The sequence below is a fragment of the Novosphingobium sp. BL-S-33 genome, assembly GCF_056857025.1.
On sequence record NZ_CM166475.1, the window covers coordinates 1,205,118 to 1,217,416 of the forward strand.

At 61.5% G+C, this 12,299-nt stretch carries 10 protein-coding genes; 3 read left to right on the plus strand and 7 right to left on the minus strand.

What is annotated here, in order from left to right:
- Position 1 precedes the first annotated feature (1 nt).
- A complete protein-coding gene (speD, locus tag AC1VVM_RS21965) occupies positions 2–358 on the plus strand; it encodes an adenosylmethionine decarboxylase (RefSeq protein WP_482905876.1) in 357 nt (118 codons plus the stop codon).
- Between the two features lie 390 nt (positions 359–748).
- On the opposite strand, the gene AC1VVM_RS21970 is transcribed toward speD, so the two are convergent.
- The 3 genes from AC1VVM_RS21970 to AC1VVM_RS21980 form a co-directional block, all read right to left on the minus strand.
- Positions 749–1,084 carry a hypothetical protein gene (locus tag AC1VVM_RS21970; RefSeq protein WP_482956481.1) on the minus strand — a complete coding sequence of 112 codons (336 nt, stop codon included), beginning with the start codon at positions 1,082–1,084 and terminating at the stop codon, positions 749–751.
- 62 nt (positions 1,085–1,146) lie between these two features.
- Positions 1,147–2,067 (minus strand): antitoxin, encoded by a 921-nt coding sequence (locus AC1VVM_RS21975; RefSeq protein ID WP_482905878.1) that lies wholly within the window; start codon positions 2,065–2,067, stop codon positions 1,147–1,149.
- The gene (locus tag AC1VVM_RS21980) at positions 2,067–3,158 is read right to left on the minus strand and encodes a hypothetical protein (protein WP_482905879.1); all 1,092 of its coding nucleotides are present in this window, start codon (positions 3,156–3,158) and stop codon (positions 2,067–2,069) included. Before AC1VVM_RS21980 ends, AC1VVM_RS21975 begins: the two co-directional genes overlap by 1 nt.
- A gap of 928 nt (positions 3,159–4,086) precedes the next feature.
- On the opposite strand from AC1VVM_RS21980, the gene AC1VVM_RS21985 reads away from it, so the two are divergent.
- Positions 4,087–4,641, plus strand: a complete 555-nt coding sequence (locus AC1VVM_RS21985; RefSeq protein WP_482956482.1) for a TetR/AcrR family transcriptional regulator — start codon at positions 4,087–4,089, stop codon at positions 4,639–4,641.
- 44 nt (positions 4,642–4,685) lie between these two features.
- The gene (locus AC1VVM_RS21990; protein WP_482956483.1) at positions 4,686–5,717 is read left to right on the plus strand and encodes an NAD-dependent epimerase/dehydratase family protein; all 1,032 of its coding nucleotides are present in this window, start codon (positions 4,686–4,688) and stop codon (positions 5,715–5,717) included.
- Positions 5,718–5,862: 145 nt separating this feature from the next.
- Here AC1VVM_RS21990 and AC1VVM_RS21995 read toward each other — a convergent pair whose 3' ends face one another.
- The 4 genes from AC1VVM_RS21995 to AC1VVM_RS22010 all read right to left on the minus strand — a co-directional run bounded on the left by AC1VVM_RS21995 (position 5,863) and on the right by AC1VVM_RS22010 (position 12,219).
- The gene (locus tag AC1VVM_RS21995; protein ID WP_482956484.1) at positions 5,863–6,288 is read right to left on the minus strand and encodes a GFA family protein; all 426 of its coding nucleotides are present in this window, start codon (positions 6,286–6,288) and stop codon (positions 5,863–5,865) included.
- 232 nt (positions 6,289–6,520) lie between these two features.
- Positions 6,521–8,629 carry an Atxe2 family lasso peptide isopeptidase gene (locus tag AC1VVM_RS22000; protein ID WP_482956485.1) on the minus strand — a complete coding sequence of 703 codons (2,109 nt, stop codon included), beginning with the start codon at positions 8,627–8,629 and terminating at the stop codon, positions 6,521–6,523.
- Positions 8,623–11,127, minus strand: a complete 2,505-nt coding sequence (locus AC1VVM_RS22005) for a TonB-dependent receptor domain-containing protein (protein WP_482956486.1) — start codon at positions 11,125–11,127, stop codon at positions 8,623–8,625. The genes AC1VVM_RS22000 and AC1VVM_RS22005 overlap by 7 nt, the downstream gene beginning before the upstream one ends.
- 183 nt (positions 11,128–11,310) lie before the next feature.
- Complete coding sequence (locus AC1VVM_RS22010; protein ID WP_482956487.1) at positions 11,311–12,219, minus strand: HEPN domain-containing protein; 909 nt, start codon at positions 12,217–12,219, stop codon at positions 11,311–11,313.
- Positions 12,220–12,299: the final 80 nt, after the last annotated feature.

Here is a 12,299-nt window from a genome sequence, read left to right on the forward strand (position 1 = left end):
AATGGCGCATACCCCCGATAACAGCCTCCACGTAATCGCCGATATCGAAGGGTGCAACGGATTGAGCGATCTGCCGCTGATCGAGGCGACGTTACGTGAAGCTGCCGCCGCCGCGCGCGCGACGTTGATAGACATCCGATTGCACCACTTCGGCCCCGGCATGGGCGTTACCGGTGTTGCGTTGCTGGCGGAATCTCACATCTCCATCCATACTTGGCCTGAAAACGGAATTGCGGCGGTCGATCTGTTCGTGTGCGGCGCGGATGTTGATGCTGAAGCCGGTCTTGCCGTAATTTGCTTCCGGTTGTCCGGGCAAGTTCGATTGAAACGTGCAATCGCTCGACTGAGCTCTTGCTGAATCCTACTGTCCTCAAATATCGCAGATAGACGGCAACTTGGGGGACTATTTTCGGCAAGAACTCCCTGCACTTTGCCGCATTAACAAAAAGCGGGCTTCATGGAGGGGGCTTCGGCCCACGAACGGCGGCTGTCGTCGTGTCGATGCCAAAGCCCGACGGTCTCTTTACGGCCAGTCTTGGGTATTCAGAACGGAAAAGCTGACGGGCCGCACCTGGGGAGTGAAAATCGGCGGCTGAGTGGCTGGGAAGGGTCGTTTTTGTAGGGAATGACCGCTGGGTCCTGGGGCATTCCTGCCGTTCAGAGTCGAGTCATCGAATGCCGTGCTCTATAGAACCGGACATGCGACTTTTTCCCTTTTCGGGACGGCAGAGAAACAAAGCGGGGACCCTCAGCCGTGCCGCATCTGTCTCAATATGACCTCGCGCGGCGGTTGATCGATTCCAAAGGCAGCGGCGATCTTGCCCCAGGCCGGCAGCATAGCGTCGATCCATGTGTCCTCATCCGTTCCCTCGATGGCGAACGTGGCCGCGCCCACTCCGCTGATCTCATTGTGGTCCGTGATCGCGATCAGATCGAGTTGCTCGGTGATGGCGGTGTGCACGATAGCAGCAGGTGTCGCCGTACTGTCCTGGACATCATGCGATCCGCCAAAACTGTGGAGGCGCAAATCGCCCCGGAATAATTTGGCGCCACTATCAAGATGACGAGCTTCGGCGATATCCATATGCCCTGTTTCTCTCTTTGCGTGCCTCTCCCGGTGTAACCGGGTTCAGCACCATCACCTCTTTATTTCGACACCGACGGGTCGAGCGCAGCCAGAAAATCCTTCATCACGTCGGCCACACGCCGCTGACGGAGAATGCGCTGGTCACGCAGCTCTGGCTCAGTCTCCACGTCGGCGTCGTCATCCTCGAAGCGCCCCACGGCGGTGGGCCCGTCACGAAGATAGCTCTCGTCAGGATTAGGGTCGCTGAAACGGACCGCAAGACGCCCGAGGGCCTCTCGGATTACAGCGCCGTGCTCTCCCTCCATAGCGGCGCTGAACGCGCCGTAGAGAGCGTCCTGGCCGCCTTCGTAATGCTCCAGGCAATAGACGAGGTCATGCGCGTCCTTGGGTTCGGCCCGCTGGTCGAATGCGAACGCCTTGAGGCAGGTGAAGCTGACGATGTCCGCAAAGCGGACCACCTCCGTCGCGCGGCCACCGCCATTGAGCAACTCGGCGGTGATCTCGACCTGATCATGGAGGTCGAACACCATCGAGGCGTGTGGGATGTTGATCGCGGTCACGTTGCCTTCGGTCGGCAGCTCGGTCACGCGTCCACCGCTGAGTCCGGGCGCGTCCGCCAGAAATTCGATGATCATCGTCGCGCCGCCGCTTACCTGCGCTTTCCAGCGCCAGGACTGCTTCTTACCGGCGTCGTTCTCCGCACGGTCGAAGCCCATCGCGCGAAGATTTTTCTCGAGCGTCTGATAGGCCTTCGTGTCGGTGAGCATGGCGATGTCGACGACGATGTCGACATCGCCTGTTCCTGCATGCTGCGGAACGGACGGCGGACGGGCGGTGATGATGTAGCGCGGTGCGAGCCCGCCGATGAGGAAGACCGACTCCTTCCACGGGCCGAGCCCGCGCAGCAGCGTGACGAGAACCCGCTCGCAGCCTTCGGTGACAACGGCGCCATAGCCACCGATAGTACGGGGCTTGGCCATTACTGTTCGAGCCTTTCTGTACGGAGATGGGCGGCCATGTCCTTGGCTCGACCAGAGCCCTGCAGCAGGTCGAGATAGACCTGCAGCGGCCGGGCGAGGGCGATCCCCTCGATCCGGTCGCCGACGGTGACGTCGCCGCGCGCTCTGGTCTCAATCACGGCGAGGTTCCAGCCTTCCGAGACCGGGCGGGCGTGGAGGCGTTCGAGCGCGAGATCGCGCTGGGGTCCGGGGATGATCCGGCAGCGGAGTTGAGAGACGTTCGAGAGATAGGGCGCATAAGCCTGTGCGGCCGCCTCCGACGTCACCGCATAAGCAGCATTCGCCTCACCGCATGCCCGATCGAGCTTTTGGGCGAGCTCTTCGGCATTGGTGCTCGAGACATAGTAGCGCTCGAACTTCGGCGGCTTTTGATCGGCGAGGAAATCGGCCCAGGCGTCGAGGACAAGCTTCGGTGCGCGCAGCCGGCGCAATTTCGAAGGCCCGGCGCCTTCGACCTCCACCCATTCACGCCGCTCCATTTCGCTGAGCGTTTCGGATGCGGTGGCGGATGAGACTTCGGCATCCTCGGCGATCTGTTTGACGCTCACCCAGTCCGGGCGTCTCGCGAAGATTTCCTGGACCACCCGAGCGCGCTGGCCCTGGAAAATCGCCCCGAATGCCTTGCTGTCCTTGGGCGGGACGGGGCGATCAATATAGACGAAGGTGTTCGGTGCCGGGATGTAGAGCGTTCCGCCCTGGTCGTAGAACCCGATCTTCTCCTCCCGCAGTATCTCGCGTGCGCCGGGTGAGATGGCGCGCGCGATGAAGAAGGGCACCACCTCGCGTTCGAGGTCATTCTGATGAGCGAGGTGGCTGCGGAGCTGCCAAACCGCCTGGCGCACGTCGCGCGGAAAGGCCTCGCGCTTGGCTTCGACTAGAAGCTTGAGCGACCGACCCGCGATCATCGCCTCGATAATGGCATCGACTCGGCCGCCGCGCGGCGTCAGCGCGACCTCCCGACCTTCGATCCAGGCTTGTCCTTCGGGCAATCCGCCGATCGCGTCGACGAGCCCGTCCAGCAGCTCCTGTTCTTCATTTTTGAATTTTAGCATATTTTCTGTCCAGTGAATAACGGCCCTCTAGCGTATATTCGCCAATAAGTCCATATTCACTGTACAGCGATTATCAGCCACTTTCTGGAAGACCGAATGTTGGCAGAGGGCCGAGCAGACCACGCGTGAAAGAGAGCTGCATCAGTACGCCATGCCGCAGGATGACATCGACACGGCGGGGGCAAGCGTCAAGGAGACAAGGCCCCGCGCCCGCAGTCTTCTCGTCACGCCGGACGAACGAGCTTACATGGGCATGGTCGCCGAGATCCTCGACCGTTCGCCGCGCCGGACATTGCGATTCGTGAACAGCTACAGGCTCGTAAAGGCAAGCCTCGGACGGGACGATGTAGCGGATCTTGAGGCCAGCGGCTATCGCGCGTTAATGACGTTGCTTGCCATCGGCACCTGCGGTGGAGGCGAAGGCGCCCGGTTCCTGGCATCGTTGTGCAACGATGCGCTACCCCCCTTGCAGAAGCTACGTTCATCGGCGTCCATAGATGCAAGGGGGCTTGTACCAAGCGCGGGTCCTTTACGGCCCAAGCAACGGTGAAAAGCTTCTCAAATATGCGGCGCACGCGGCCCGATTCAGTTTCGAAGATCGCACGCCTGCGCCCGTTTTCGCCGAGGCAGCGAGGTCGCCGCGCCGGGCCAACTCCACAGGGGCAGGAGCGCCTCAGCAACGGGCGGCACCTACTAGCCCAATCTTGGGCGTTCAGAATGAAGAGCGGAAGGGCTGCACCTAGGGCAGAAAATTTGGCCACGGAACGACCGGATTGGGTCGGCTGCGGCATCGGCAGCCGAGCGCCATTTTCGCAATTCATTACGCTGCGTGCCCATCCCAAAACCGCTCCAGCCGCATCTTTGAATCATTGACGGACGACCGCATTCCAATTTATATCCATCCGGTCAGATATAAATTGGAATGCCCGTGGGCCGCAAGAAATCCATCGATAATGATCGCATCCTCGATGCTGCAGAAGCGGTCGTCGCCAGCGCTGGCGCCGCGCGCCTAACGCTGGAAGGTGTCGCAAAGGAAGCCGGGATCAGCAAGGGCAGCGTCGTCTACGACTATGGGTCGAAACAGGCGCTGCTGGAGGCCATGGTCCAACGCGCAGTTGCCCGTGACAATGCCTTCAACGAGGCAGCGGCGAAAGCTTGCGACGCTGCCGAAAATCGCACGCTTCATGGGCGTATCACGGCGGCGGCCGAGCCCTTTCCCGATGCTTTTCGAGCAGTCGCTCTCAACATCTGCGCGGCGCTGGCGCAGGATCAGGGGCTGCGCTCTGCCATCCAGGAAAATCAGAATGCGGTGATCGCGCGCATTCGCGAAGAGGCGGAAGGTGCGCGCGGTCCGATGCTGGCCTATCTCGCGCTTGAAGGCCTCAAGCTGCTAGAATCTCTCGACTATCATCAATGGCCCGAAGCGGAGCGCACTGCCCTGCTGGCGGACATTCGCTGGCTGGCGACCGCACGCCCGGCCTGACGACATTCCGCCGAACTCCCCCCAACTGAAGGCACTTTCAAATCATGACCGACCGCATCGCGGAGGGAGGCAATCACGCCTCCGCTCCTGGCCCCTGCTCGCACATCTTCCTCACGGGAGGGAGCGGTTATCTCGGCCGCAATCTCATACGGCACTTCGTGAACGTCGGGTGCGAGGTGGTTGGGCTCGTGCGCTCGCCCGAGGCGGCAAGCGTTGTCCGTACGCTTGGAGCGAAACCCGTTGAGGGACGGCTATCCGACCCGCAACTGGCAGAGGCTATGAAAGGTTGCTGCGCACTGGTTCATGCGGCGGCCCATACCAATCATGGTCCGGAAACGCCTGACCATGTTGCAGTCAATGTCAAAGGAACACGTGCCGTGTTTGCCGCGGCCCGCAAGGCCGGTATCACGCGCGCGGTCCATGTCAGCACGGAATCCGTGCTGCTCGACGGTAAGCCGCTGATCAACGCCGACGAGCACCGCCCCTTCCCGAAACGGTTTCCGGGTGCCTATTCGCGCACCAAAGCCGAAGCGGAGCGCATCGCACTCGCATCGGCGGGCGAAGGTTTCGATGTTATGGCCGTGCGCCCTCGGTTCGTGTGGGGACGAGATGATACGACAGCGCTGCCGATCCTCGTGGAAGCGGCTCGCTCGGGTAACCTGGCTTGGATCGACGGCGGGCGATATCTGACTTCGGCGACGCACGTGGCCAATGCGTGCCACGGTATCGATCTTGCCTTGCATCACGGCAGAAGCGGCGAGGCCTACTTCGTCACCGATGGCGAGCCGATCGCTTTTCGCGATCTCGTATCGGGCATTCTGGAAACGCAAGGCATTACTCCACCGGCCAAAGAAGTGCCCTCATGGGTGGTCCATACCGTCGCCAGGGTTGGCGAAATATTATCCAAGCTGACCAGAGGCAGGATGAAACCTCCGGTAACGCGGCAGGATCTGGCGACAATGGCGGTGGAAGTGACGCTCGATATCACCAGGGCCAGACAGGAACTGGGCTATTCGCCGCTGGTCTCGGTCGAAGAAGGACTCGCAGAACTGCGCCTGGCTGCTCAGCATAGATAGGCGCCCGGTTGGGGTGACGCGCCGGCTTGCCCGCCTCCCCCTACTCCTCTTTCGTCTTCAGGAATGGCGGCAGACGAGCTGGAAACACGTGATTGGCGAAGTCTTCGAGGGATCCTCATTATTGATGTCCAGGGACTTGGGGCGTTCAGCCGGGCGAGCCATCGATCATGACGATTTCATCCAGATCGACATCCCAGTCTGCACGGCTGGCGCAACAGATGTGTGCTGTCGGTCGAATTTTGATGGGTCCATCGAGGCAGCCTGCGGGAACCTTGAGTAGTGCGCCATCCATCTGGACATCCGGGAGCGCTGACCCGCACTCGAGGCAGAAGCTGCGTTGATGCCGGGTGCCAGGCAGGCGAAAAATTTTTACTTCAGCCTCTCCGGCTTCCCAATGGAGTGATGCGTCAGTCGCGAAGAGATTGGCGCCATGGGCCGTGCCGCTTCCCTTTCGGCACCGCGAGCAATGGCAGAGGAAGAAGCTGTCGAAGGAGCCGTTGATGTTGAAGCGAACGGTTCCGCAAAGACAGGAGCCGGAAATGTTAGACTGGTTCGAGGAAGCGGTGCCCATGAGCCTAATTAATACTCATGTCGAACCTGGTCCAGTGGGATGATCGCGGTGCTTCGGTCCATCGGGTGAAATCCGACACCGGACGAACGGTAGACATCTCCTTATTGCGGCCCCGAACCGGACAATCGCCAATCGGCCAATTCACCAAAGGTAAGAGCTATCTCAGATTTCGGATTACGCACCCCACGGCGCCAGCTTCAGCGGGGAGATTGCGGCTATAGGAAAGCGGAATTCAGGGCGTTTGCGCCCGCTTCCCGGCAATCCGCATAGCCTCCCATCGCGAATATTGCTCCCGCTTTGACGGGTCCGCGTCCTCACGGCCCGCAAGCCAGAACGCGAACCAGTCGATCGAGCGATCGTACGTCGCGAGGCGATGAGCCGGCTGCCACTTGTCATGAAACTCGTCGGGATAGACGAACAGTTCCACAGGCTTTCCGGCTTCGCGAAGTGCGGTGAACGCGGGCAGCGCCAGCAGCGTTTCCCGGTCGGCAAGCTGCATGAGGATTGGCGTGTTAATCGCCCGCGCATTGACGGTCAGCGATAGCGGCTTCCAGAATTCCCGGTCATCGTCGACCGAGGGTGGCAAGCCGGTTTTTCGGTTCTCGTCGGCCCAGGCAAAGCCTCCCAATGCAAGCGAGCTCAGCAGATCGTCGCAGCACGAGCTCATCGCCGCCGCAGAGAACCGGCGCGAGTTGACCAAGGCAAACTGGACACTCGAGGCGCCGTCGCTGAGCCCGGTGATGCCGATCCGGCCTGGATCTATGAAGCCTGTTGCAATTGCCGCGTCGATGCCGCGATCGAGTGACGAGAGAAGGCTGCGCCGCTCATTCCAGTCCTTGTGATCTGCGGCGAGTGTCTCTTCCCAGGTCTTCAGACCGGGGATGGTCGAGGAGGAGGACGGTGGCCGCTCGAAGCTCAGAACCGCCATGCCCCTCGCGGCCATGGGATAGATTGGATAATCATCGCCGATGCCGCCGCGCAGGAAGCCTGCGCTATGGTACTGCACGATCACCATCGGCAATTTGGCATGTCCATCGTGCCCCGGTGGAAGGACAAGATCGCCCCACGCCGGGAGGCCCCGGTCATTGACCCAGCGCAGCCTGCGCACCGTCCCCAGCCTGAAACCGGCAAATTCCGGGTTTGGTTCGAAGATAGTTCTAAAGCGCCCGGACTTCAGATCGAGCGCAGCGATGCGGCGCGGCGTGGTCGCATTTTCACGGCCACATATGAGCTCGCTGGATGCCTGGAGGCAGCCGGTCGGTGCATCGCGCGTCCGCATGACAAGCGAGATGCGGCCGGATGACGGCACCCAACGATAAAGCGCCCAGTCTTCGCCGTTCCAGCCTTCACGCCGGAGGAACAGAACCGAGCGCCCGCCTTGTTCCCAGAATATCCGCGATATGCGCCCGGCGCATTGCTCCAGCCCGCAGGGAAGCTCCTGCCCGCCGGGCACCTGTGCCCAGACGCGCAGCGGCGCTTCCGGATGATCGGTCGTCCCTGCGGTCCAAGCGATCGCGCCATTGCTCGCCTTTACCGCTGCGCCGCCGTGCGTACCCGGTACGGGCGGCGGCCACGAGCGTGTTCGCTCGTCTTCGGTTGCCGCCCGAACCGCCCCGGTCTCGAGATCCACGATGAAGGCCTGCTGCGGGATGTCACTCGCCCAGGGCTGCGGCTCCCAGGATTGCTGGGGAAGTATGCTCGAGTCGTAGCGCCAGCCGGAAAGGCCATCTGCCTCCGCCTTTCGCTTCGACTCGAGCTCCCCTGGTCTGGCGAGGTAGGTTATGTGCGACCCGTCGGGCGACCAGGAGAAATCCTCGATATTTACCGGAGACTGCGTCACCACCCGTGCATCGGTGCCATCAGCTCCGACGCGAACGATCTGGACTACGCCGTCGACCAGTTTTCGGTAAGCAAGCGACCTGCCATCGGGAGACCAGGCGGGCGTGATGAGTTCAGGCAAACCGGTCGTGATGAACACGCCCCTGAATACGCCCGCCAGTTTGGGAAGCGCGCCGCCTCTATCGAGCACTACGGGAGGAGAGCGGCCGTCGGTCGCGACCGTGACCAGCGCCGAGCAGATCGAATTGGTTTTCGGGTCGCCGCGCGTGATTACGAAAGCAATGGTCTTGCCATCGGGCGAGAGAGAAAGCGGACTTGCTGGTCCGCCCATGACTTCCGGATATCCGATATCGCGTAAGCGCGAGAGGTCCCGGGTGGTAATGTCCCTCTTCCCATGCATACCCGCAACCAATGGCATAAGGTCTTCACAGGTGGCATGCGCCGGCGGCGAGGCCATGCCTGCGGCAAGCGCCGCGAGCATGGCTGGAACGCGAATTACCATTTCTTGGTCACCGACAGGCTGACCACCCGGCCGAACGGGGAATAGTTCGTGCTGTCGTAGGGCGTGTCGAGGAACGAGCTGGTGGCGATCGTATCCGGCTTGTCATTGAAGGCATTCTGGATCGAAGCGATCACGTCGATCCCGCCGAACGGTCCATGCAGACCGGTGGGATGGAACCGCAGCGTGAAGTCGACCGGGACCATGCCGGAGACCTTGATCGATGGCATCGATCGGATGTCGCGGACCGGCCCGATGTAGTTGACTGCGGCAGTGGCCGTCACGTCGCCGCCGGTCCAACCCAGCTCACCCCGACCGCGAACATGCGGCGGATTGAAGAGCGTGCCGGCCAGCTGTGTCCAATCCTGGCCGGGGCCGAGCTGCTGCTTGCTGTCGAGATAGCTTGCATTGAGCGAGGCGCTCAGACGTCCCTCGCCAAGATCGAAGCTGTAGCGGCCGAGAATGTCGACGCCATGGATGTCCTGACGGCCGGCATTGACGTTGGAGTTGTCGACGATCGCAACGACACTGGCGGGATCGTAAGGCCCGCTGGTCAGGTTGGTGAAGGTGATGAGCCGCGAGATGACGTCGTTCTGCTGGTCGACCGTGGGATTGAGCGTGACGTATGGCGCGTAGACCGGGTTGGTCAGGGCTTCGCGCGTATAGGTGATCGGCGTCACGATCCGATTGCGATAACGGATGTCGAAGTAGCTCACTTCCAGTTCGGCACCGTCGAGAGCGGTCGGATGCAGTACAAGCGTTGCCGACCAGTTTGTCGATCGCTCGGGCTTCAGATCGGGATTTCCGCCCTGGAAGTCGATCACCGTCCCGCTCGTACCGCCGAAGTAATAGGAGTCCTCAAGGTATCCGGGGTTGGCGGTATACTGCTCGTAGAAGGTCGCCGCCCGGAAGGATTTGCCCCAGCTGCTCTTGATCGACACGTCCTTCGTCGGATCGTAGATCAGGCCCAGCTTGGGCGTCGCCACCGAAGCAATGCCGGGGTACTTCTCGTAGCGCGCGGCCGCACTCAGATTGAGACTTTTGCCCAGAGGCGAGTTCTGGTCGGGGGCGATGACGGGAATGCTGAGCTCCCCGAAGGCGTAATAGCTGTCGCGGGACTTATCGACGAACTGGCTGGGCCCAAGGGTCGTCTCACGGTGAAACTCGTCGCGGCGATACCCCGTTCCGAACGCCGCCTTGATTGCCCCCGCAGGAAGATCGACAAGCTTGCCGTTGCCGCTCACTTCCACATTGGCGGTCGCATTGCGATAGAAGCCATTACCCACGCTCGCCGAGGTCGCGCCGTAGGTAACCGTTCCTTCGTAATAGACCTTGTTCCATCCGTAGCTGCCTGCGAGCGTCACTTCCCACTGCGCCGGCAGCGACAATGTCAGGCTCGGCGCCAACGCCCAGGATTCGGCTTTCTGAAGCGTGTCGTATCGGCTGACCGAGAGGTCACCGGTCGCATCGAGCGGCATCACCTGCTCGCGCCGGCGGTTGTTGTAGATACCGTCGAGATCGAAAGTCAGATTGGAGGCGATGTCCTGACGAAGCGTCAGCGCGGCATTGTAGTGACGCATCGCCGGGAAGACTTCGAGGCCCGGTGACGTGTCCTTCAGGTAGGAGCGCTGGCTCGACTTGATCGCGGAGTTGCTCCCGTACTCTCCCGAGACCATGGCGCGGCCGGACGGCCACACTTTGCCGAGCGTTGCCCCATATTGCTGCTGGAAGTTGCCCCCATCGGTCGAGCCGCCCACGCGCGCCGTCGTTTCCAGCCCGTCGAAGTTTCGGCGCAGAATTATATTGGCAACGCCCGCAACCGCGTCGGAGCCGAACAGCGCCGACGAGCCGTCAGGCACGATGTCGATGCGTTCGATCGCCCCGAAGGGAATGGCAGAGACATCGACGCTCTGCAGGGCTGCATCGAAGCTGAGCCGGCGGCCATCGAGCAGCGTCAGCGTCGCGTCGCTTCCCAGCCCGCGCAGATTGATCGAGGCCCCGCCCCCAACGTCCAGGTTTTTTCCGCCCGGCAGGTTGGCGCCCACACCCGGATTCTGGCCACCTGAGAAGTTCTGCGGAATGGCGCGGATCACGTCATCCGCACTCGACTGCCCGGCATTGCGCATTTCCTCGCGGCCGTATGTGAGCTGCGTCGAGGCGACCGGCGCTCCGCGAATGCGCGAACCCGTCACGACGATGCCGCCCTCATCGGCATCGTTTTCGGCACGCTTGCTGACGATCACACCGCCGCCAGACGGCGTGAACTTCAATCCGGTGCCGGCAAGGACAGAGCCGATCGCTTCCTCGAATGTCAGGTTGCCATCGACCGCAGGAGCAAGCCGGTCCCTGACCACCGCATCATCGACGCTGACATTGCGGCCGAAGAGGCGCCCCAGGTCGCGCAGTGATGCGGAGAGCGGCTGCGCCGGAAGATGGACCTCGATCCTCGTATCGGCTTTCGCAGCAGCCGGCGCACAGATCATCGTTGCGGCCGCAGCCATGCTGCAGCACGCCAGTAGGTGGTAACGCACGTATGAACCTCCGTCCCCGAGGTCTGCTCTTGGCAGAACCCTTCGGAGGCGAAGCGCCGTCCGTGCAGAAACACCCTACGCTAAGGGCAAATTTTTTTGGGACCGCCCGGCATCGCCACCAACTCTCACCGGCAATGCCTTGAAAACGGGCCGTTACGTGGCCCGAGAAATCTCGAGGCGCCTCTCGCAGATCGCCTTCACCTCGGCCTCGAGCAGTTCGATCCGCTCGACCAGCCACTCAAGCTCCACGTCGCGAATGACATAGTGCGGCGAATAGCGGCCTTTGACATAGGCCTGATAGAGCAGTTCCCAGCACCGGCTCCCGAACTTGGTGTCGCGAGGCCAGACAGGGATCAGGTCGCGCGCGATGTCTTCGGCCCGCCCGCGCAGATATTTGAGGTTGTGCGACTTCGGGCTGTAGAGCTTCAGCACCAGAAGCACCGTGTGATAGAAGTTTTCGGTCGCTTGGTGCAGCAGAAATGCCGCCTGATTGTTCCAACCTTGCTGAACACCCATTTTGCCAAATGCAAGAAATCGACTGGCACTCTCGAACCACTGGTTGAAATGGTTCTCTGCCTCGACGTGCGCCAGTCCGGTATCGAGCGGCCTGGGAAGCTCGAACTGCTGGGCCTCGAGCTCGTAGAGCACGATGCCTTCGCGCACGATATCGACAAAGAACGGCCTTCCACGCGACAGCTGGAAATTCACGTCCGCCATCGAATGAACAGTGAGCCCCACTGGCGCCGACAGCACCTTGGTGATGTCGTATGCGCGGTTGAGGTGATCCTTCGCCTTGCCCCAGTATTCTGCCTCGTCGGCCAGGCGCTCGTCATTGACAACGACCAGGATGTCGTAGTCCGAAAAGTACCCGCCCACCGGATCCGCCACCCAGTCGTCTCTTGCGTAGGAACCGTAGAGGATCACTTTCGTGATCCGCCCTTGCTTCTTCCACCCTTGCGTCGCGAGCCCCAGAACGTCGCCGAACTCGGAGAAGATAATCTCGACTACGCGCTTGAGGTCGGCGCGCTTCTGTTCGGGAAGGTGATCGAGGTCGGTCTTCATAATCACCCGATTCTAGACAAGTTCGGGTCCACGACAACACTTTCGTGAGGTGTAGTACGGTCGACCTCGAGGCACATGGG